Source organism: Microbacterium sp. KKR3/1, assembly GCF_021272365.1.
In the GTDB taxonomy this organism is placed as follows: Bacteria; Actinomycetota; Actinomycetes; order Actinomycetales; family Microbacteriaceae; genus Microbacterium; species Microbacterium aurugineum.
Window position 1 is genome coordinate 483,624 of the sequence record NZ_JAJSDW010000002.1, and the last position, 19,335, is coordinate 502,958.

22 protein-coding genes are annotated in these 19,335 nt (G+C 69.2%); 17 read left to right on the top strand and 5 right to left on the bottom strand.

Annotation, left to right across the window (positions count from 1 at the left end; translation table 11 throughout):
* Positions 1-56: 56 nt before the first annotated feature.
* Positions 57-485, bottom strand: coding sequence for a hypothetical protein (locus LVJ59_RS13990; protein ID WP_232763518.1), 429 nt, complete (start codon positions 483-485; stop codon positions 57-59).
* Between the two features lie 75 nt (positions 486-560).
* On the opposite strand from LVJ59_RS13990, the gene LVJ59_RS13995 reads away from it, so the two are divergent.
* The 3 genes from LVJ59_RS13995 to LVJ59_RS14005 are packed head-to-tail and all read left to right on the top strand — an operon-like array spanning position 561 to position 3,431.
* Positions 561-911 (top strand): PLD nuclease N-terminal domain-containing protein, encoded by a 351-nt coding sequence (locus LVJ59_RS13995; protein WP_047524129.1) that lies wholly within the window; start codon positions 561-563, stop codon positions 909-911.
* A 14-nt stretch (positions 912-925) separates the two neighbouring features.
* Positions 926-2,572, top strand: coding sequence for a 2-succinyl-5-enolpyruvyl-6-hydroxy-3-cyclohexene-1-carboxylic-acid synthase (gene menD, locus LVJ59_RS14000; RefSeq protein ID WP_232763616.1), 1,647 nt, complete (start codon positions 926-928; stop codon positions 2,570-2,572).
* A 16-nt stretch (positions 2,573-2,588) separates the two neighbouring features.
* The gene (locus LVJ59_RS14005; protein ID WP_232763519.1) at positions 2,589-3,431 is read left to right on the top strand and encodes a PPK2 family polyphosphate kinase; all 843 of its coding nucleotides are present in this window, start codon (positions 2,589-2,591) and stop codon (positions 3,429-3,431) included.
* Here the strand turns inward: LVJ59_RS14005 and LVJ59_RS14010 are convergent.
* Positions 3,428-4,681 (bottom strand): isochorismate synthase MenF, encoded by a 1,254-nt coding sequence (locus LVJ59_RS14010; RefSeq protein WP_232763520.1) that lies wholly within the window; start codon positions 4,679-4,681, stop codon positions 3,428-3,430. The genes LVJ59_RS14005 and LVJ59_RS14010 overlap by 4 nt on opposite strands.
* A 56-nt stretch (positions 4,682-4,737) precedes the next feature.
* Between LVJ59_RS14010 and LVJ59_RS14015 the strand changes: the two genes are divergently transcribed.
* Genes LVJ59_RS14015 through LVJ59_RS14035 form a run of 5 tightly spaced genes read left to right on the top strand, consistent with a single transcriptional unit; the run spans position 4,738 to position 9,626 of the window.
* Positions 4,738-5,301 carry a DUF402 domain-containing protein gene (locus LVJ59_RS14015; RefSeq protein WP_134352106.1) on the top strand — a complete coding sequence of 188 codons (564 nt, stop codon included), beginning with the start codon at positions 4,738-4,740 and terminating at the stop codon, positions 5,299-5,301.
* Entirely contained in the window at positions 5,298-6,017 is a 720-nt protein-coding gene (locus LVJ59_RS14020) for a class I SAM-dependent methyltransferase (protein WP_261812177.1), read from the top strand. The genes LVJ59_RS14015 and LVJ59_RS14020 overlap by 4 nt, the downstream gene beginning before the upstream one ends.
* A 46-nt stretch (positions 6,018-6,063) precedes the next feature.
* Complete coding sequence (locus tag LVJ59_RS14025; protein ID WP_232763521.1) at positions 6,064-7,125, top strand: polyprenyl synthetase family protein; 1,062 nt, start codon at positions 6,064-6,066, stop codon at positions 7,123-7,125.
* A 59-nt stretch (positions 7,126-7,184) separates the two neighbouring features.
* Positions 7,185-8,558 carry an FAD-dependent oxidoreductase gene (locus LVJ59_RS14030; protein ID WP_047524122.1) on the top strand — a complete coding sequence of 458 codons (1,374 nt, stop codon included), beginning with the start codon at positions 7,185-7,187 and terminating at the stop codon, positions 8,556-8,558.
* 60 nt (positions 8,559-8,618) lie between these two features.
* Positions 8,619-9,626, top strand: coding sequence for an alpha/beta hydrolase (locus LVJ59_RS14035; RefSeq protein WP_232763522.1), 1,008 nt, complete (start codon positions 8,619-8,621; stop codon positions 9,624-9,626).
* Between the two features lie 25 nt (positions 9,627-9,651).
* Here LVJ59_RS14035 and LVJ59_RS14040 read toward each other — a convergent pair whose 3' ends face one another.
* The 3 genes from LVJ59_RS14040 to LVJ59_RS14050 form a co-directional block, all read right to left on the bottom strand.
* Positions 9,652-10,290, bottom strand: coding sequence for a GntR family transcriptional regulator (locus tag LVJ59_RS14040; RefSeq protein ID WP_232763523.1), 639 nt, complete (start codon positions 10,288-10,290; stop codon positions 9,652-9,654).
* Between the two features lie 202 nt (positions 10,291-10,492).
* Positions 10,493-10,984, bottom strand: a complete 492-nt coding sequence (locus tag LVJ59_RS14045; protein WP_047524120.1) for a YajQ family cyclic di-GMP-binding protein — start codon at positions 10,982-10,984, stop codon at positions 10,493-10,495.
* 9 nt (positions 10,985-10,993) lie between these two features.
* Entirely contained in the window at positions 10,994-11,638 is a 645-nt protein-coding gene (locus LVJ59_RS14050; protein WP_232763524.1) for a hypothetical protein, read from the bottom strand.
* A gap of 200 nt (positions 11,639-11,838) precedes the next feature.
* Between LVJ59_RS14050 and LVJ59_RS14055 the strand changes: the two genes are divergently transcribed.
* The 9 genes from LVJ59_RS14055 (at position 11,839) to LVJ59_RS14095 (ending at position 19,282) form a co-directional block, all read left to right on the top strand.
* Positions 11,839-13,047, top strand: a complete 1,209-nt coding sequence (locus LVJ59_RS14055) for a maltose ABC transporter substrate-binding protein (RefSeq protein WP_232763525.1) — start codon at positions 11,839-11,841, stop codon at positions 13,045-13,047.
* Between the two features lie 73 nt (positions 13,048-13,120).
* Positions 13,121-14,725 carry an ABC transporter permease subunit gene (locus LVJ59_RS14060; RefSeq protein WP_232763526.1) on the top strand — a complete coding sequence of 535 codons (1,605 nt, stop codon included), beginning with the start codon at positions 13,121-13,123 and terminating at the stop codon, positions 14,723-14,725.
* 1 nt (position 14,726) lies between these two features.
* Positions 14,727-15,635 (top strand): sugar ABC transporter permease, encoded by a 909-nt coding sequence (locus LVJ59_RS14065; RefSeq protein ID WP_232763527.1) that lies wholly within the window; start codon positions 14,727-14,729, stop codon positions 15,633-15,635.
* A gap of 67 nt (positions 15,636-15,702) precedes the next feature.
* A complete protein-coding gene (locus tag LVJ59_RS14070; RefSeq protein WP_047524115.1) occupies positions 15,703-16,035 on the top strand; it encodes a PadR family transcriptional regulator in 333 nt (110 codons plus the stop codon).
* Positions 16,032-16,685 (top strand): hypothetical protein, encoded by a 654-nt coding sequence (locus LVJ59_RS14075; protein ID WP_232763528.1) that lies wholly within the window; start codon positions 16,032-16,034, stop codon positions 16,683-16,685. Before LVJ59_RS14070 ends, LVJ59_RS14075 begins: the two co-directional genes overlap by 4 nt.
* 73 nt (positions 16,686-16,758) lie before the next feature.
* The gene (locus LVJ59_RS14080) at positions 16,759-16,911 is read left to right on the top strand and encodes a hypothetical protein (RefSeq protein ID WP_153242816.1); all 153 of its coding nucleotides are present in this window, start codon (positions 16,759-16,761) and stop codon (positions 16,909-16,911) included.
* Positions 16,912-17,026: 115 nt separating this feature from the next.
* Positions 17,027-18,067 (top strand): ABC transporter, encoded by a 1,041-nt coding sequence (locus tag LVJ59_RS14085; protein WP_232763529.1) that lies wholly within the window; start codon positions 17,027-17,029, stop codon positions 18,065-18,067.
* A gap of 65 nt (positions 18,068-18,132) precedes the next feature.
* Entirely contained in the window at positions 18,133-18,567 is a 435-nt protein-coding gene (locus LVJ59_RS14090) for a hypothetical protein (RefSeq protein ID WP_232763530.1), read from the top strand.
* Between the two features lie 67 nt (positions 18,568-18,634).
* Positions 18,635-19,282, top strand: a complete 648-nt coding sequence (locus LVJ59_RS14095) for a spermidine/putrescine ABC transporter substrate-binding protein (protein ID WP_194239285.1) — start codon at positions 18,635-18,637, stop codon at positions 19,280-19,282.
* The last annotated feature ends 53 nt before the right edge of the window (positions 19,283-19,335 follow it).

Below are 19,335 nucleotides of genomic sequence, written 5' to 3' on the forward strand. Positions count from 1 at the left end.
GGGTACGACGGGAAAGGGGATGCCGCGCGAAGGCGGCCCGAGGGACGCGTCGGCGTTCAGGTGCGGGAGATCGAGAGCTGTGTGAGCGAGAGTGCGGAGAGGAGGGTATGCGGTCCGGCGCGCGCCGGCGGTGCTGTGCGCGGGGCGCGCGAGACGAGCAGCCGTGTGCCGCGACCACGGAGACGCCGGAACAGCAGCACCAGTGCGACGCAGCAGAGCGCGACGACCAGGCAGAGCCCGGCGTCGGCGGTGAGGACGTCGACCGCGGTCGCGCCGTCAGCCACGGCGGTGCCGGATTCCGTGCCCGTCGACGCCGTGATGCCGGAGGCGAGGCAGAGCGTGGCGTGCACCTCGGCGGAGCCGCGCGACGTCGACCACGCGCCGACGACGAGCAGGAGCGCGAGACCGACGGCGAGGACCACACGCGCGATCATCGTCCGCTCGGCCCGTGCTCGCGGCATCCGATCCGGCGATGAGGGCAGCATTTCCCGCGCAGTCTAGCAACGGCGCCTCTGCCTCCCCCGAACCCCGGACGCTGAGGACATGCCTACACTGGAGGGGTGGCGAGACTACTGATCATCGGCGGCTTCCTCGCCGCCGTGTTCTGGGTGTTCAGCATCGTCGACTGCGCTGTGCAGCCGGCGACGCGGCACCGGGGCGTGCCCAAGGCCGCCTGGATCGCCATCGTGGTGCTCCTCCCCGTGATCGGGGGGATCCTCTGGTTCGTGATCGGTCGTCGGCGGGCCAACGGTTCCGGTGCTCGCCCGGTGATCGCCCCGGATGACGATCCCGCCTTCCTGCGCAGCATCGACAAGACCGAGCAGGATGCGCGCATCCGCCGTCTCGAAGAGGAGCTCGCGCGCCTGGACGAGGAGACCGACGAGCCTCCCGCCTCGGACCCGCGCCCGTGAGCTCGTCGCCGGCGATGGATGCGGCGGCGTCCCTGCTCGCCGATCTCGTCGCCCATGGAGTCCGCGACGTTGTCGTCTCCCCGGGTTCGCGATCGCAGGCCCTCGCGCTCGCCGCGGTGCGTCTGGCGGATGAGGGTCACCTCCGTGTGCATGTGCGCATCGATGAGCGGGTCGCCGGTTTCACCGCGCTCGGCATCGCCAGGGAGACGCAGGTCCCCGCCGCGGTGATCTGCACCTCGGGGACGGCCGTCGCGCATCTGCTGCCCGCGGTGATGGAGGCGTTCCACTCGGGCGTGCCGCTGCTGCTGCTCACCGCTGATCGCCCACCCGAGTTGCGGGGCGTCGGTGCCAACCAGGCGACGCTGCAGAACGGTCTGTTCCACCCCTGGGTGCGCGATCAGGTCGACGCGCCGGTTCCGGGAGACGGCGAGTGGGCAGGGCTCGCCGAGCGTGCGGTGGCCGCGGCGATGGGCGTGCGCGACGTCGACGCGCTTCCCGGCGTCGCAGGACCCGTCCACCTGAACCTGCCGTCGCGCGAGCCGCTCTCCGGTGCATTCCCCGGGGTCGTGGTGACTCCCGGTGATACGCCCGTCCTGCGCGCGGCCGACCCGTTCGAGCTCGCCCGGGGTCCGCGCACCGTCGTGCTGGCCGGTGCCGATGCCGGGCCGGACGCCGAGGAGATCGCCTACACCGGTGGGTGGCCGCTGATCGCCGAGATCGTGAGCGGGGCCCGGTTCGGTCGGCAGATCGTGCACGGGTATCGCCGCCTCCTCGCGCAGGAAGAGCTCGGTGGACGTATCGAGCGCGTGGTCGTGCTGGGTCACCCGACCCTCAGCCGGGAAGCGACGGCCCTGCTCTCGCGCCAGGATGTCGACGTGGTGGCCGTCCGTCGTGGAGGGGAGGAGCTCAATCTCAACCACCGCACGCGCGCCGTCGGGGCCGTCACGGTCGCCCCCGGTGCCGCCGATCGTGCGTGGCTCGGTGCGTGGCTCCAGGCCTCCGCCGCCGAGACCGTCGACCTGAGCGAGAACGCCCCGGATCCGGAAGGCCTCGCCTCCACGGACTTCGCCGCCCGTCGGGAAGCCGTGAAGGCCGAACTCGACGCGGTCCGGCGCCCGCTCGATCGCGAGCTGCTCGTCGATGCCGTGTGGCGGGCCACCTGGCCGCACGATCGGCTCGTCTTCGGCTCGTCGCGGCTGGTGCGCGTGGCCGACCAGGTGCTCGGAGGCAAGAAGGTGCCCGTCCACGCGAACCGCGGTCTCGCTGGGATCGACGGCACGATCGCGACCGCGACCGGTATCGCCCTCGCCAGCCAGGCCGCGGGCGCTCCCGGCGTGACCAGGGTGCTGCTGGGCGACCTCGCCTTCCTGCATGACGTCGGTGCCCTGCTGCTGCCGCCGGATGAGGCGGAACCGCGTCTCCAGGTCATCGTCGGCAACGACGGCGGCGGGACGATCTTCGACGCGCTGGAAGTCGCCGCCTCCGCACCCCCGGCCGACCTCGATCGCGCCTTCTACACCCCGCACACCGTGCGACTGGAACATCTGGCATCGGCGTACGGCTGGGAGTACCAGCGGGTCACGACCCGCACCGCGCTGGATCAGGCGCTCACCACGCCGCGGGGCGGACGTCAGATCATCGAGGTGCCGCTGCCGCGTTGACTGGCAGGATGTGCCTATGAACGCGCATACCTGGACGCAGCGGCTCCGCGTCGACGAGGGATTCCGCCTCGCTGACCTCGACCCCGACACCAAGCCCGGCTATGTCGGCGGCAAGTCGCACGGAGTGCGCGATCTCGCGGCCGGGCTCGACGCGCTCAACGATCTGCAGGAGCGGTTGTTCGCCGAAAGCCGGGTGGGCGTGACGAAGGACGCGGTGCTGCTGGTGCTGCAGGCGATGGACTCGGCAGGCAAGGGTGGGATCGTGCGGCATGTCGTAGGGGGTGTCGATCCGCAGGGGGTCGCGCTCGCCGCGTTCAAGGCCCCGACTCCGGAAGAGTTCGCCCACGACTTCCTGTGGCGCGTCGAGAAGCGCCTGCCCGAGCCGGGGTTCATCGGCGTCTTCGACCGCTCCCACTACGAGGACGTCCTGATCGGACGGGTGCGCGGGCTCGCGGACGCCGCAGAGATCGAGCGCCGCTACGACGCGATCAATGAGTTCGAGGCGCGGGTGGCAGCATCGGGCACCCGCATCATCAAGGTCATGCTGCACATCTCGCCGGAGGAGCAGAAGTCGCGGCTCATGGAGCGACTCGACCGGCCGGACAAGCACTGGAAGTACAACCCCGGCGATGTGGACGAACGGCTCCTGTGGTCGCAGTACATGGAGGCGTACCAGAGGGTCTTCGACCGCACCTCGACGGAGGCCGCCCCGTGGCATGTGATCCCGGCGAACGCCAAGTGGTATGCGCGCCTCGCGGTGCAGGAGCTGCTGCTCGCGGCCCTCGAGGACATCGATCCGCAGTGGCCGGTCGCCGACTTCGACGTCGAGGCCGAGAAGGAGCGCCTCGCCGCGAGCTAGGCCAGGGCGTCGACGAGCGGGCGGAACTTGACCCGGGTCTCGAGCAACTCGCTCTCCGGGTCGGAGCCGGCCACGATCCCGGCACCCGCGTAGGCGGTCACCCCGATCGCGTCGGTGCCTGCCGTGAACTGCGCGCACCGGAGGGCGATCGCCCATTCTCCGTTGCCTGCCGCGTCCACCCAGCCCACCGGTCCGGCGTAGCGTCCGCGATCGAAGGGCTCCAGGTCGCGGATCGCGGCGATCGCCGTCGGGGTCGGGGTGCCGGCGACCGCTGCGGTCGGGTGCAGGACGCGCACCAGGTCCAGGGCCGACTCGCCGTCGGCCAGCTCGCCCTCGACATCGGTCGCCAGGTGGAAGAGGTTGGGCAGTTTCAGCAGGAAGGGCTGTTCGCTCGCGGCCAGGGCTCTGGTGTGGGAGCGCAGCGACGCGAGCACGCTCTGCACCGCGTACTGGTGCTCGTCGAGGTCTTTCACGCTCGAAGCGAGGTGTGCGGATGCCGCGGTGTCGGCGTCGGCGTCGGCCCCGCGCCCGATCGTGCCGGCGAGCACACGCGCCGTGACGGTGCCGTCGTGCACGGTGACCAGGGTCTCCGGGCTCGCCCCGATCAGGCCGTCGACCGCGAAGGCCCAGGTGTCGGGGTAGCCGGTCGAGAGGGCTCGCACGAGGCGACGCAGGTCGGACCCCGCAGGGATGCTGCCGGTCAGGTCGCGCGCGAGCACGACCTTGCTCAGCTCGCCGTCGGCGATGCGGGTCAGGGCCCGGCGCACCGCGTCCTGGTAGCGCTGCGGGGTCTGCGCGCCCGGTCCGACCGTGCCGGCCCAATGGGGTCCGTACGGCTCCGTGGCGAGTGCATCCTCGTGGACGGCTGCGTCGGCGAGGCGGATGCGGGTCTCCCAGAACCGGTCGCCGTGTCGGCCGAGCACGCGCGTCGGCACCAGGAGCACGCTGTCGGCCGTCGACTCCTCATCGAAGGTGAAGGCACCGAAGGCGACCAGCCCGGTGCCCGGGAGCCCGATCGGATCGGTGATCTCGGCCCCGGCGGCCAGCCCTCGCCAGGCCGTCGCGAGGGCTTCGACGCGTGATCCGCCGGGACGCGCCGGCGGGCGGATCTCCGCGAGCGTCTCGCCGACGGCGACGATCCCGTCCCCGCGCCGCAGCCAGGCGAGCGGGCGGGTGGGATCCGTGTAGGCGAGCAGATCTTCGACCGGGTCGATCTCTCGGGTCTCCACGACCAGGGGGGTGGTGTGCACGGTTCCAGCCTATGCCGCTCAGGGGGCACGGATTCGCGCCGTCGTAGGGTGAGCGGATGAGTGATGCACGCCCCGCACCCGGCACCGAGATGGTCTTCCAGTGGCGAAAGTGGGACGGCTCGCCGCACTGGCGCCACGAATGCGTCTACCTCGGGGCCGACGAGTGGGGGGACTGGCTCGGGCAACCCGTGGGATGGCACAGCGAGCGCCCCGGGGCCGCGTTCCATGCGGGCGGCCCCAACGTGACGCTCATCCCCGCCAGCGGAGACCATGCGGTGACCGTGAACCGCCGTCACCGCCGCGGGATGCGCATCTACATCGACCTGGGGTGGGACATCCGCTGGTCCGATGACCCGCTGCTCGCGACCGGCATCGACATGGACCTCGACGTCGTGCGGGTGGCGGGTGCGCGGGGGACCTGGGTCGACGACCGCGACGAGTGGGCCGAGCACAGCGCCCGGTACGGCTATCCCGCCGACGTGATGACGCATCTCGAGGCGCTCGCCCTCGACCTCGAGGAGCGGGTGCGTGCGCAGACCGCCCCGTTCGACGATGCCACCGCCGATCCCTGGCTCGACCGCCTCGAAGCCCTGGGTCTCGCGCCTAGACTGAAGCCGTGACCCCGAACGAAGCCAACCGCGCCGATCTCGGCAAGGACCCCGCCCGCGTCAGCGGCATGTTCGACCAGGTCGCCGCAGGGTACGACCGCACCAACACGGCCATGACCTTCGGCAACGACATCCTGTGGCGGGCGGCGACGACCCGCGCGGTCGCGCCGAAACCGGGGGAGCGGATCCTCGACCTCGGAGCGGGCACCGCGTCGTCGTCGGCCTCTCTGGCCCGCAGCGGAGCCGACGTGGTCGCGGCCGACTTCTCGCCGGGGATGCTCGCCGAGGGCCAGCGCCGCCACGGGGCGATGCGCAACCTCTCGTTCGTGCAGGCGGACGCCACGGCCCTGCCGTTCGCCGATGCCGAGTTCGACGCCGTCACCATGTCGTATGCACTGCGCAACGTGAACGACCCGAAGAAGGCTCTCCAGGAGCTGTACCGGGTGACCAAGCCGGGAGGAAGGCTCGTGATCAACGAGTTCTCCACCCCTCCGGGGAAGCTGTTCCGTGGCGCCTACCGGCTCTACAACGACCAGGTCCTGCCGCGCGTCGCACGCGTGGCCGGCACGAACGGCGACGCGTACGACTACCTCAACGAGTCGATACGGGAGTGGCCCGACCAGAAGAAGCTGTCGGCCTGGATCCGTGAGGCGGGGTGGACGGACGTCGCGTACCGCAATCTCACGTTCGGCATCGTCGCCCTGCACAGAGCACGCAAGCCGGAGTGATTCCTCCGCGCGAAACCGCGGCACCCGACGAAGGTAGGCTGGGAACGTGACTTCGAGCCCCATCGCCCCGGGTTCGCGACTGGCGAGCCGTCTCGGCTTCAGCGATCGCGTCTTCATCGGCCCCGCCGCCCGCCGCGTCGCGCGCGCCATCGAAGACGGGTTGGAGCTGGTCGAGACCGGACTCGCCGAGGACGTCCGCGTCGCCGATCCGCTGGCCGACGCGGCCAGCCGCTACCTGTACGAGGCCGGCGGCAAGCGCATCCGACCGGTGCTCACGCTGCTCGCCGCGCAGTTGGGCGACGGCAACACCCGCGAGGTCATCGACGTCGCCAAGGCGCTCGAGATCACACATCTCGGCTCGCTGTACCACGACGACGTCATGGACGGGGCGGACCGCCGACGCGGCGTCCCGGCCGCGCACGCCGTGTGGGGGAACAACATCGCGATCCTCACGGGGGACATCCTGTTCTCCCGCGCGAGCCAGTTGATGTCCCGGCTGGGCGAGCGCGCGATCCGGCTCCAGGCCGATACGTTCGAGCGTCTCGTGCTCGGGCAGATGCACGAGACTCTCGGCCCGCAGGAGAACGACGACCCGATCGCGTTCTACATCCAGGTGCTCGCCGACAAGACCGGTTCGCTGATCGCCGCGGCCACGCAGGGCGGTGTGATCTTCTCCAACGCCCCGAGCGAGTACGAGGAGCCGCTGCGGGTGTACGGCGAGAAGATCGGCGTCGCCTTCCAGCTGCTCGACGACGTGATCGACCTCTCGGCCAAGCCGGAGGAGACGGGGAAGGTGCCCGGAACCGACCTGCGCGCCGGCGTCCCGACCATGCCGTATCTGCTGCTCAAGGCCGAAGCCGACGAGGCGTCCGCCGACCTCGCTGCGCGCATCGATGACGGGGTCGCCCGGATCGCGGATGGTGCGGACCCGGCGATCCTCGACGAGCCCCTGGACGAGCTGCGCGACCACCCGGTGACGCAGAAGACCCTCGAGCTCGCGCACGCCTGGACGCAGGACGCCATCGACGCCCTCGGTCCGTTGCCGCGCGGCACGGTGCGCGAGGCCTTGACCCGATTCGCAGAGACCCTCGCCGAACGATCCAGCTGATCTGCGCGGGCGGCCCGTCGGGCCGCGCGCCGGCTGCGACGGCATACGAAAGGACCTCCATGACCAAGCTCAGACTGGCCATCGTCGGTGCGGGCCCCGCCGGCATCTACGCCGCGGACATCCTTCTGAAGGCCGAGCGCAAGTTCGATGTGTCAATCGACCTCTTCGAGCAGCTTCCGGCGCCGTACGGTCTCGTGCGCTACGGCGTGGCGCCCGATCACCCTCGCATCAAGGGCATCATCACGGCTCTGCGTGACGTGCTCGACCGCGGCGACATCCGCCTCTTCGGCAACGTGCGCTTCGGCGAGGACATCACGCTCGACGACCTCAAGAAGCACTACAACGCCGTGATCTTCGCGACCGGCGCGATCCGCGACACCTCGCTGGACATCCCCGGCATCGATGCGGTCGCCTCCTACGGAGCGGCGGACTACGTCAGCTGGTTCGACGGTCACCCCGATGTTCCGCGCGAGTGGCCGCTGGACGCCGCGTCCGTCGGCGTACTCGGCAACGGCAACGTCGCGCTCGACGTCGCACGCATGCTCGCGAAGCACGCGGAGGACCTGCTCGTCACCGAGGTTCCGCAGAACGTGTACGAAGGGCTCCAGGCCAGCGAGGTCACGGATGTGCACGTCTTCGGTCGGCGCGGCCCCGCTCAGGTCAAGTTCACGCCTCTCGAGCTCCGCGAACTCGGAGAGCTGCGCGACGTCGACATGGTCGTGTACGACGAGGACTTCGACTACGACGAGGCCTCGAAAGACGCGGTCGCCAGCAACAAGCAGGTCATGGTCATCGACCGCATCCTGCAGTCCTGGCGCAAGCGCGACTCGGTCAACAACGCGGGAGGCACGGCCTCACGGCGCCTCCACCTGCACTTCTGGGCGCGCCCCGTCGAAGTGCGCAAGGACGAGAACGGTCGCGTGGCGGCGCTGGTGTACGAGCGCACGCGGCCCGACGGACAGGGCGGCGCCGTGGGCACGGGCGAGATGCGCGAGGTCCCGCTCCAGGCGCTGTACCGTGCCATCGGCTACTTCGGTTCGCCGCTGCCGGGTGTGCCCTTCGACAAGAAGCACGGTGTGATCCCGAACCGCGAGGGCCAGGTGCTCGCGAAGGATTCGAACGAGCGCGTGTCCGGCATCTATGCGACCGGGTGGATCAAGCGCGGCCCGGTGGGTCTGATCGGCCACACGAAGTCCGACGCCATGGAGACCGTGCGGCACATCATCAACGATCAGGGCTCCTGGTGGCACCCGGAGGACCCGTCGGAGGAGGCGATCGTCGCTCTCCTGCAGGAGCGCGGCGTGCAGTGGACCGACCTGGACGGCTGGCACCGCCTCGACGAGCACGAGATCGCCCTCGGTGCGCCGCAGGAGCGCGCTCGCGTCAAGGTCGTCCCGCGCGACGAGATGGTCCGCGTCTCCCGGGGCGAATAGCGCCGGACCCGCTCTCGGCGTCGCGCCTGGGCTAGCCTGGCGATGACGGGGGAGGACCGCATGGCCGACTGGACGCCCGACGTGCTCGGCGACGAGTTCGAGCAGCTCACGCTCGACCTCGGCGCGGACGACCAAGGGCCGGTCGTCGCGACGCTGGTGCGCGCCCTTCCCGCGGAGCCGGGGTGGTGGGACCGCCTGCGCCGCCAGTCGCCGCAGCTCGACGGCGTCGATGTGCTCTACGTGCATGGGTGGTCGGACTACTTCTTCCAGAAGCGACTCGCGCGCTTCTGGACCTCGCGGGGTGCGCGCTTCTTCGCCCTCGATCTCCGCAAGTACGGGCGCAGCCTCCGCGAGGGGCAGACGCCCGGCTACGTCGCCGACCTGGCCACCTACGACGAGGACATCGCCGCGGCTCTGACGGAGATGGGACGTGGGGAGGGCGGGGGTGAATCCGACCGGCGCCTCGTCCTGCTCGGGCACTCCACGGGCGGCCTCACGCTCAGTCTGTGGGCGTCGCGGCATCCGGGCGTGGCCGACGCGGTCATCCTGAACAGCCCGTGGTTGGAGTTCCAGTTCGCCCCCGCCAGGGCGGCGATCGCGCCGATGGTCGAGTTCCAGGCGTGGATCCGTCCGATGGAGGCCGCGCCGCAGGTCGACCTCGGCTTCTACACCCGGGCACAGCAGGAGGTCGCCGACCCTGACGACCCGATGGAGGTGAACCCCCTCTGGCGCCCGGTGCAGACCATGGCGGTCTACGCCGGATGGCTGCACGCGATCCTCTCGGGTCACAAGACCGTCGCCGGGGGACTCTCGATCACCGCTCCGGTGTGCGTGCTGCTGTCCGCGAGGTTCGTGCCTCCGACACGTTGGTCCGAGGAGCTGACGTCGGCAGACTCCGTGCTGGTGGTCGACGACATCGCCCGTGCGGCCCTCCGCCTGGGCTCGACGGTCACCGTGGAGCGCATCGACGGAGCTCTGCACGATGTCTTCCTCTCACGTCACGAGGCGCGAGAAGACGCGTACCGGCGGCTGGACCGATGGGTCACGGGCTGGCGAGCGGCCGACTGAGTTTCCTCAGAGGTACAGAGTTTCCTCAGAGGTAGTGCATCGACCGGACGAGCTGCTCGGCGCGTCCCCCGTCACCGTCGAGGACGGCGTCGCGGAAGTCGAGGTAGATCTGCCGCATGCGGTCGCGGTCCGTCGGCGTGATCTTCCAGTTCCGGAGGTTGCGGAGGAGAGCCATGCTCGCGTCCTCCATCAGCGCCCGGTGCTGGGTGTTGCCGCAATGCTCACCCAGGTAGGAGAAGACCGCCCAGCGGGCGTCGGACGTCTTCGCGCCGTCGTCGAGTGTGGCGTACATCGCCGCCACGAGGCGGACGACGTGTGCGCGCTGCGTCGCGCTGAGCCGGGGGACCGCCAGACGTGCGGCGATGCCGGCCTGGCAGCCGGCGAAGACGAGCGACTGCGCCTCGGTCTCCGCCGTCACGGAGGTGACCTCGGTGTACCGGCTCGGATACATCATCACCATGCCGAGCCGTTCGAGACGTTGTAGAGCCTCTCGCACCGGTGTCCGCGAGACGTGCAGTTCCTCGGCGACGTCGACGTCGCGGATGCGTTCGCCCTCCGTCAGTGTGCCCGTGACGATCTGCGTGCCGATGTGCCGGAAGACCTCCTCCGCCAGAAGCTGCTTGCTCTCACCGATGCCCGTCGATGTCGATCCGATGTTCCGCATGGATGCGCTCCCCGTACGCTTGAGTCCCGAGCAGCCGACGTTCAGGCTCGGAGGGCCACTGCACCAGGAGGTCGCGTGGATCCCGAAGATCTCCACCCTCGCGCCAACACGAGCAGTACATCTGCATTCATTCGGAGACATACGCAGAGAGGGGACTGGATGCCGTGGCATCCAGCCCCCTCTTGCGTACCAGCCGCCGGGGTCAGCGGTAGTTGATGAACTGCAGATCGAGGTCGAGATCGGCCCCCTTGAGGAGCGCGATGACCTCCTGGAGGTCGTCGCGGCTCTTCGACTGGACGCGCAACTCGTCGCCCTGGATCTGGCTCTTGACGCCCTTGGGGCCCTCGTCGCGGATGATCTTGCCGATCTTCTTCGCGTTCTCCGAGGAGATGCCGTCCTTGAGCGTCGATACGATGCGGAACTCCTTGCCGCTGGCGAAGGGGTCGCCCGACTCGAGGCTCTTCAGGGAGATGCCGCGCTTGATGAGCTTGGACTGGAACACGTCGAGCACGGCCTTCGCCCGCTCCTCGGTGTTCGCGGTGATCAGGATCTGCTCGCCGCTCCAGGCGATCGACGCCCCGGTGCCCTTGAAGTCGTAGCGCTGCTCGACCTCCTTGCGGGCCTGGTTCACGGCGTTCTCAGCCTCCTGGTGATCCACTTTCGAGACGATGTCAAAGCTAGAGTCGTTTGCCATTCTGCAATTCTAGGCAACGGGTGTGTCGGGACCCGATGATTCGAACACAGGCACCGTGTTGACCCGACGGTGGCCGGCGAGCGTCACCGCCACGATGCCGAGCCCGAGAGTGCTTGCCACGAAGCCGAGGAGCCCGAGCGCGGGGAGAACGGCGGCCATCTCGATGAGCGCGCGCGGGGAGCTCGCGCCGACGGCCTGCGGAACCACCCAGACGATCGTCTGAACGCCGAGCGCCCAGAGCGGAGCCCAGTTCCAGGGCGCTGGCACCGTACGCGCGCGGGCCACCTGCATCGCGGCGATCAACCCGGAGATGAGCGGGATCAGCACCGACAGATACGCCCAGATCTGCCATGCTTCCGTCGCCGTCGGCTCCTGGGGGAGGACGAGCGGGCCGAGGACTGTGGCCGTCACGGGCCAGAGGGCGACGACCGCGGAGGCGCTCAGTCCCAGGGGGCTTCGTGCGACGACGCTCGCCTCGCGACTCAGGCCGATGGACAGGAGGAGGATCGCGCCGGCCCAGAGCAGGTCGCTGAGAAGCGCGAGGATGACGTCCGCTCCGGGAGCACCCAAGACGGAACTCCGCGCGATGCCGACGATGCCGCACGAGATCAGTCCGATACCGCCGAGCAGCCACGAGCGTCGGATTTTCCGCATCTCTCGACGGTAACGCGTCGTGCCGCTACCTCCCAATTTTCTGCCGGCGTGGAAGCGTTTTCACTCCGATACTGCGAGTTCGCCCCGGTCACAGGTTGATATCACCCGCTCTCTTCGTTGCAAATCGCCCTTGCTTCGATGCATACTGTAAGCGCTTGCAGTCTGTGCAGGCCACCCAGCACTGAGAGAGGCACACACCAATGAAGGTGAACAAGAGGGGCATCGCCGCCGCGGGCGCGATCGCCATCGTTTCGACTCTGACGCTCGCCGGCTGCTCCACGGGGACCAGCGGCGATGACACCTCCGGCTCCGAGGACAGCGGCACGCTCGTCGTCTGGGTCGATGCCGAGCGCGTCGACGCCCTGAAGGGGGCCGCGGACGCATACGAGGACAAGACCGGGGTCACGGTGGAGCTGTTGGGCAAGTCCGTCGACGACATGAAGGACGACTTCATCCAGCAGGTGCCGACCGGCAAGGGACCCGATGTGGTCATGGGCGCGCACGACTGGCTCGGGGAGCTGTCGACGAACGGCGTCGTCGCTCCGATCGAGCTCGGCGACAGCGCGGGGGACTACCTCCCGGTCGCGCTGCAGGCCGCGACGTATGACGGCACCGTCTACATGCTTCCCTACGCCGTCGAGAACATCGCCGTGCTGCGCAACGCCGACCTGGTCCCGACCGCACCGGCCAGCTTCGACGACATGATCGCCCAGGGCACGTTCGTCGTGGAGCAGGGCGCCGAGGGCAACCCGTACCACCTGTACCCCTTCCAGACGGCGTTCGGCGCCCCGGTCTTCGGCACGGATGACACGGGCAGCTACGACGCCACCGACCTCCAGCTCGGCAGCGAGGGCGGTTTCGCCTTCGCCGACTGGCTCGGCGTGCAGGGTGCGGCCGGCGTGCTGAACACCGACATCGACGGTGAGATCGCCAAGCAGCAGTTCCTCGACGGCACCGCGGCCTTCTGGCTGACCGGTCCCTGGAACGTGGGGGCGGCCACCGACGCCGGCATCAACGTCGCGATCGACCCGATCCCGAGCCCGACCGGTGAGACCGCATCGCCGTTCGCCGGCGTCAAGGGCTTCTTCGTGAGCTCCGAGTCCAAGAACAAGGTCGCGGCGAACGACTTCCTGGTCAACTACCTCGGCACGGAAGACGTCCAGCTCGAGCTGTTCAAGGCCGGCAACGTTCTGCCCGCGCTCACTGCGGCCGCCGACACGGCGGCATCGGACCCGATCATCGCCGGCTTCCAGGCCGTCGGTGCCGACGCCGTCCCGATGCCGGCCATCCCGGCCATGGGCTCGGTCTGGCAGTTCTGGGGTGTCGCCGAGGCGGCGATCATCAACGGTGCGGACCCGACGACGACGTGGCAGAAGCTCGTCGACGACGTCACCGCAGCGATCAAGTAACAGCCATCACACGGGCCCTGCCGGGGCGGACGGCGAACACCGCCCGCCCCGGCAGGATCATGACGAGGACGACATGACAGACACCGACGAGCGCACGGCTCCTCCGACCCGACGTCAGCGCCAGGCCGCGAAGATCGCGGAGGCCGCATCCGGACCGATCGGCTGGATGCTGCTGAAGATCCTCCTGCTGGCGGTGGTCGATGCGATCGCGCTCTACGCCGCGTTCGTGCTCTTCGCGAACCAGGAGTGGCTGATCCTCGGCATCGTCGTCGCGGTCGCCGTCCTCGTCAACTACATCTACTTCTCGCGCAAGCGCATCGCAGCGAAGTACCTCACCCCCGGCATCATCTTCCTGGTCGTGTTCCAGGTGTTCACGCTCCTCTACACCGGGTACATCGGCTTCACCAACTACGGCACCGGTCACAACGGCACGAAGGAGCAGGCGATCTCCTCGCTCCTCGCCTCGGCGCAGGAGCGTGTCGAGGACTCGCCCACCTACCCCGTCACCGTCGTCGAGCAGTTCGGGACGTACGGGTTCCTCGTGACGGACCCGGAGTCCGGCGACGCCCTCCTCGGCACGTCCGAGCAGCCGCTCGAAGAGGTCGACGCCGAGTTCGCGGGTGGTCAGGCCGTCGCGGTCGACGGCTGGACGACGCTCCCGCTCGCGACCGTCTTCACACTCTCGGAAGAGCTCGAGAAGCTCTCCGTCCCGTTCAGCGATGACCCCAACGACGGCAGCCTGCGGGCTCCGGACGGCCAGAAGGGGTATCTGTACGTCTCGACGCTCGAGTACGACGCGGCTGCCGACACGATCACGGACACCACCACCGGCACCGTCTACTCCGACGAGGGTGACGGAGCCTTCACCGCGGCGAACGGGGCGCAGCTGCTGCCCGGGTGGCAGACGACCGTCGGCTTCGACAACTTCGTGCGTGCCGTCACCGACTCCTCGATCCGTGGGCCGCTGATCTCGGTCACCCTGTGGACGTTCGCGTTCGCGCTGATCTCTGTCGCGTCGACGTTCTTCCTCGGGCTCCTGCTCGCGCTGGTGTTCAACAACACCCGGATGCGCTTCCGCAACGGATACCGGATCATCCTGATCCTGCCGTACGCGTTCCCCGCGTTCCTCTCCGCACTCGTCTGGGCCGGGATGATGAACGAGAGCTTCGGCTTCATCAACCAGGTCCTGTTCGGAGGTGCGGCGATCCCGTGGCTCACGGATCCGACGCTCGCGAAGGTGTCGGTCCTGCTGGTCAACCTGTGGCTCGGCTTCCCGTACATGTTCCTGGTGTGCATGGGTGCCCTCCAGGGCATCCCGGAGGACGTGAACGAGGCGGCCGTCATGGACGGCGCGAACCCCTGGCAGGTGTTCCGGCGCATCAAGCTCCCCCTGCTGCTCGTCACGGTCGCGCCGTTGCTGATCTCGTCCTTCGCGTTCAACTTCAACAACTTCAACCTGATCTACATGCTCACCAAGGGCGGGCCGCGATTCAGTGACGTGTCGATCCCCGTGGGACACACCGACATCCTGATCTCGATGGTGTACAAGGTGGCCTTCACCGGGCAAACGCGCGACTACGGCCTCGCATCCGCCTTCACCATCCTGATCTTCATCGTGGTCGCGACCATCTCGATCATCAGCTTCCGCAAGACCAAGGCCCTCGAGGAGCTGAACTGACATGAGCACCGCCAGCCCCGCCACCGACGCACACGCCCCCGCCGCGCGCCGACGCACTCTCGGCGCCTGGTTCGCCGACACCGGGTGGCGTCACCTCGTCGCGATCGTCGTCAGCGTATTCGCCCTGTTCCCCCTCCTGTACGTCGTGTCGGCCTCGCTGAACCCGAAGGGGACGCTCACCGGATCGAATCAGCTGTTCTCGGCGATCGGGATCGACAGCTACGTGCGCATCCTGAGTGATCCGCAGAACCCCTACGGCACCTGGTTCCTGAACACCTTGCTCATCGCGGTCGTCACGGGCGCCGTCACGGTCTTCATCGGCGCGTGCGCCGCATATGCGTTCTCCCGCATGCGATTCGCCGGGCGCCGCGTCGGACTCGTCACGATCGTCGTGGTGCAGATGTTCCCGCAGCTGCTCGCCGTCGTCGCGATCTTCCTGCTCATGTCGACGCTGGGGGACTGGTTCCCGGCGATCGGGCTCAACACCCACACGGGACTCATCCTGGTGTACCTCGGGGGCGCGCTCGGCGTGAACACGTATCTGATGTACGGCTTCTTCAATACGATCCCCAAGGAGATCGACGAGGCCGCCTGCATCGACGGCGCCGGACATGCCCGGATCTTCTTCACGATCATCCTGCGCCTGGTCGCGCCGATCCTCGCCGTCGTCGGGCTGCTGTCCTTCATCGGCACCGTCAACGAATACGTGATCGCGAGTGTGATGCTCGTCGACGTCGACCAGCAGACCCTGGTCGTCGGGCTCACCAAGCTCGTGGCCAACCCGCGCTACGCGGATTGGTCGGCGTTCTCCGCCGGTGCCGTGATGGCGGCGATCCCGGTGATGATCCTGTTCCTGTTCCTGCAGAAGTACATCGTCGGCGGACTGACCGCGGGCGCGACCAAGGGCTGACCTCCTTCGGCCCGCCTCGCGTATCCGCCGGTCGCGGTAGCTTGTGTCGCATGCTATCTTGTGATGCATGACAGCTGACGTCGGCGCCCAGATGCGCAAGGGGGTCGTCGAGTACTGCGTGCTCGGCCTGCTCGCGCGCGAGCCGATGTACGGCTGGCAGCTGGCGGACGCACTCACACGCGCCGGACTGATCGCCAGCATCGGCACGCTGTATCCGCTTCTGGGGCGGCTGCGCGACGCCGACTGGGTCAGCACGTTCGACCAGCCGTCCGAGAGCGGTCCGGTGCGCAAGTACTACCGGCTCACGGAGGCGGGTGTGCAGCAGCTCGAGCGCTTCCGCGCCCAATGGACACCGTTCGCCCGTGTCGTCACGGGCATCGTCGGAGAGGGACGACCATGACACAGACAGACGCACACGCACTGCGCGACGACTACCTCACGCGGCTCGATGAGGCCATGCGAGACCTCCCGCACGGCGTCGCCTCCGACATCCGCGGCGGCATCGTCGAAGAGCTCGAGGGGCTCGACGCCGAAGCGATGGCCGCACGGATCGCGCGGCTGGGGGATCCGGCCGCGATCGCGCGCGAGGCCCAGGACGAAGTCCCGGACAGCCCGAGGATCGTGGTCGCCGCCCCGGTCTCCGCCCCGCCGGCGCCGCGCCGCCCATCGACGTCGACGAGAGGGTTCGCGATCACGGCGGCACTGACGTTGAGTTTCGGCGGATTCATCGTCCCGGTACTCGGGTGGTTCGTCGGAGCGGTGCTCGTCTCGCTGAGCGCCCTCTGGAAGACGTGGGAGAAGGTCGTCGCAATCGTCGTGCCGTTCGTCTTCGGCGTCCTGTCGCTGCTGCTCCTGCAGTTCATGAGCTTCGTGGAGTTCGCCTCCTCAGGAAGCTCCTCCGGGTCCGGTCCCGGGCCGGACGACGTCACGAACAATCCGCTGGTGCCGAGTCTCAGCATCTGGCACCTCCTGCTCCTCTTCGGCTTCCTCCTCATCCCCGCATCGGGCCTGTGGCTGCTCTGGAGGCTGCGGGGGCGCACCGCCGCGTGAGACCGTGCAGCGACCGCGTCATCGCTCGGCGTTGCGGCCCGCGAGTTCGCCCTGCTCGTCGTAGCGTGGGGCTATGGCACGAGTGGCTGGGCGCAGCATCGCGATGAGCTGGTTCGCCGGTGTCGTCTGCGCCGCGATCATCGGGGCGCTCGTCTGGCTGTCGCTCCCGATCCTTCCCGTGCTGGCCGCGTTCGCGGGCGACGCCCTGCGCACCGCCCTCCCCTGAGCGGTGGCGACCGGCCCGTCCTCACCCGCATGGCGACACGTCGGCACGCCTGCGTGAGCGGCCGTTCACGCGGCGGTACCCTCGCAATGCACATATCCGATGAGAGGCGCACCCCATGAGTGATCCCGACGGCCCCCAGCCCGAGAAGCCGGCTGACGTCGACGACGTCGTCGGCAGCGCGAACGCCGGTCTCGCAGACGCCGCCGCCGCGGGCGCGGATGTTCCCGGCGCGAACGACAGCGTGGACGACGGTCCCGTCGACCCCGTCGCCGCGCCCGTCGACCCCGACCTCGCCGCCTTCGAAGAGGCCGAGCGGGAGCACCCCGGCACGTTCGCTCCTCCGCCCCCCGCCGCGACAGCGACGCCGGCCGCCGCATCGAACCCCGACGTGCGCGATGTCCGCGCTGAGGCCGACGCCGACAGTGCTTCCTTCTTCCCAGAACCGGTCGTGGCCGAGCCCGCACCGTTCGGCCACGAACAGTCCGGGATGGCCGGGGGTGCCTACGCGCAGTATGGCGATGAGGCCGACACCCGCATCGTCCCGTCGGAGCCGCTGGTCGCCGCGAGCGCGGGTGCGGCCGCGGCCCAGCCGCAGCCGATCTTCGTGCAGGCCCCGGAGCCGCCGCGTGATCGCGGCAACCGCGGAACCGCCGGGCTCATCGGTCTGCTCGCGACCCTCGTCTTCGCCGTGCTCTACCTGGGCGCGGCGCTGGGATTCGGCGCGGTCGCCGGTGATGTCACGGGCGAGAACATCGGTGAAGCGGCGCTCGCGCCTCTGCTCACGTGGGGATACTGGACGCCCGTCGTCGTGTTCTTCCTCGGGTTCTGGCTGCTCGGCGCGATCATCAACCGCGGACGCTGGGGCCTCTGGGTCGTGTTCGGTCTCATCGTCGGCGTCATCGCGTACGCCGGCCATATCCTCGGGCAGCTGTTCGAGGCGCCGTTCTGGAAGCTCACCGCCTCGCAGGGACTCGACCTCGTCGGGGAACAGCTGCTGGCGCCGTTGGCCATCGCCGCGTTCGTGTTCGCCCGTGAGCTGACCATCTGGTTCGGCGCATGGGTGTCCCGCAGCGGTGCGCGCAAGACCGAGCTGAACGCCGAGGCGCAGCGCGAGTACGAGCGCACCCTCGAAGCCGGTCCGACGCTGTCGAGGTAATCACGAACTCCACCACGCCGAACCCCCGCGGGCCCGAGTCCGCGGGGGTTTCGGCTGTCTTGGCGGTGGTGCTCGCCACCATCAGCTTCTTCGCGCTCGCGGTGTTCGGGCTCGGTGCCCTGAGCGTGGCGACCGACACCGACATCATCTCGACCCCCGACCTCGGTCAGGCTCCGGGGGTGGCGGGGATGCTCGCCGCGGTCGTCGCCTTCGCGGTGCTCCTGGGGGTGACCCTCCGGACCCGGCGTCCTTCCTTCGTCTCCACGATCACGATCGCGCTCGTCACTGTCCTCGCGCATCTCGCGGTCGTGTGGTTCGCCGTTCTCCTCGGAACGTCGGACATCGTGATCGCCACGGCGGTCGCCGGGGACCTCGTCCGGGGTGGAGTGAGCGCGGTGCTGCTCGTGGCGGCGCTGATCGCCGCGTGGGGTGGCATCGCTCTCCGACGCACTCGTGCTGAGCATCCGCGTTGGCCTTGGGAGCGTGACGAGGACGAGTGACCTTCCACGCCCCGCCGCGGAAGGGGAAATCGACGCGGTGAAGGGCGACGCGCCGTACGCTGGTGGGGTGGAGCGCTCACTGGAGACGCAGGTGGACCAAGCCGTCGAGGCCTGGTTGCGCTGGGTGCCGCGCTGGGAGCCGGCGACCCATCGAGGCCGCGTCGCGCCCTGCCGTCGTTGTCTGGGGTCTCCGATCCTCGCCGCCGCCGGGATCGGCGCGAACGCGCCCCACGGCGTGCAGCATGGGCTCTCGACCCGGATCAAGACCATCGTCGACCACGCGGTCGCCGAGTACACGGCGCAGAACCTCCCGATGCTGCAGCGAGAGCTCGACCAGCAGGCCGCACGCAATCGCGCCCGCAGCTACCGACCGGCCGAAGACCTCGATCCCGAGTTCGACGGGCTCCCGCTCGATCCGGAGCCGGTACCCGGAGCACCGTTCCTGTTCACGATCGCCGGCCTCGCCGACGACTCCGCCGCAGAGCTCCCGGCGCTGCCGCCGCTCACGGAGGAGGCGAAGATCGCCCTCCGCCAAGAAGTCGCCCTCGCCGACGAGTACGCCAACATGGTCGGCCGGGAGATCTGCAACATGCTGCTCGGGCACCGGATCGTCATCCAGGCGGCGATCTCCCAGCATGTCGAGCCTCAGATCGAGGCGCTGCTGGCGGAGTTGACCGAGTCGCTGGACTCGCCCTTCGATCCCGACATCCCCTGATCCTCGCGACGGTTCGCGGTCGCACACTCATTTGACCGCTACGTTACGCGGCA

Coding starts and splice junctions, on each gene's coding strand:
- LVJ59_RS13990 (WP_232763518.1), bottom strand. CDS start 485: ATGCTGCCCTCATCGCCGGATCGGATGCCGCGAGCACGGGCCGAGCGG.
- menD (WP_232763616.1), top strand. CDS start 926: ATGGATGCGGCGGCGTCCCTGCTCGCCGATCTCGTCGCCCATGGAGTC.
- LVJ59_RS14005 (WP_232763519.1), top strand. CDS start 2,589: ATGAACGCGCATACCTGGACGCAGCGGCTCCGCGTCGACGAGGGATTC.
- LVJ59_RS14015 (WP_134352106.1), top strand. CDS start 4,738: ATGAGTGATGCACGCCCCGCACCCGGCACCGAGATGGTCTTCCAGTGG.
- LVJ59_RS14030 (WP_047524122.1), top strand. CDS start 7,185: ATGACCAAGCTCAGACTGGCCATCGTCGGTGCGGGCCCCGCCGGCATC.
- LVJ59_RS14035 (WP_232763522.1), top strand. CDS start 8,619: ATGGCCGACTGGACGCCCGACGTGCTCGGCGACGAGTTCGAGCAGCTC.
- LVJ59_RS14040 (WP_232763523.1), bottom strand. CDS start 10,290: ATGCGGAACATCGGATCGACATCGACGGGCATCGGTGAGAGCAAGCAG.
- LVJ59_RS14045 (WP_047524120.1), bottom strand. CDS start 10,984: ATGGCAAACGACTCTAGCTTTGACATCGTCTCGAAAGTGGATCACCAG.
- LVJ59_RS14050 (WP_232763524.1), bottom strand. CDS start 11,638: ATGCGGAAAATCCGACGCTCGTGGCTGCTCGGCGGTATCGGACTGATC.
- LVJ59_RS14055 (WP_232763525.1), top strand. CDS start 11,839: ATGAAGGTGAACAAGAGGGGCATCGCCGCCGCGGGCGCGATCGCCATC.
- LVJ59_RS14060 (WP_232763526.1), top strand. CDS start 13,121: ATGACAGACACCGACGAGCGCACGGCTCCTCCGACCCGACGTCAGCGC.
- LVJ59_RS14065 (WP_232763527.1), top strand. CDS start 14,727: ATGAGCACCGCCAGCCCCGCCACCGACGCACACGCCCCCGCCGCGCGC.
- LVJ59_RS14070 (WP_047524115.1), top strand. CDS start 15,703: ATGACAGCTGACGTCGGCGCCCAGATGCGCAAGGGGGTCGTCGAGTAC.
- LVJ59_RS14075 (WP_232763528.1), top strand. CDS start 16,032: ATGACACAGACAGACGCACACGCACTGCGCGACGACTACCTCACGCGG.
- LVJ59_RS14080 (WP_153242816.1), top strand. CDS start 16,759: ATGGCACGAGTGGCTGGGCGCAGCATCGCGATGAGCTGGTTCGCCGGT.
- LVJ59_RS14085 (WP_232763529.1), top strand. CDS start 17,027: ATGAGTGATCCCGACGGCCCCCAGCCCGAGAAGCCGGCTGACGTCGAC.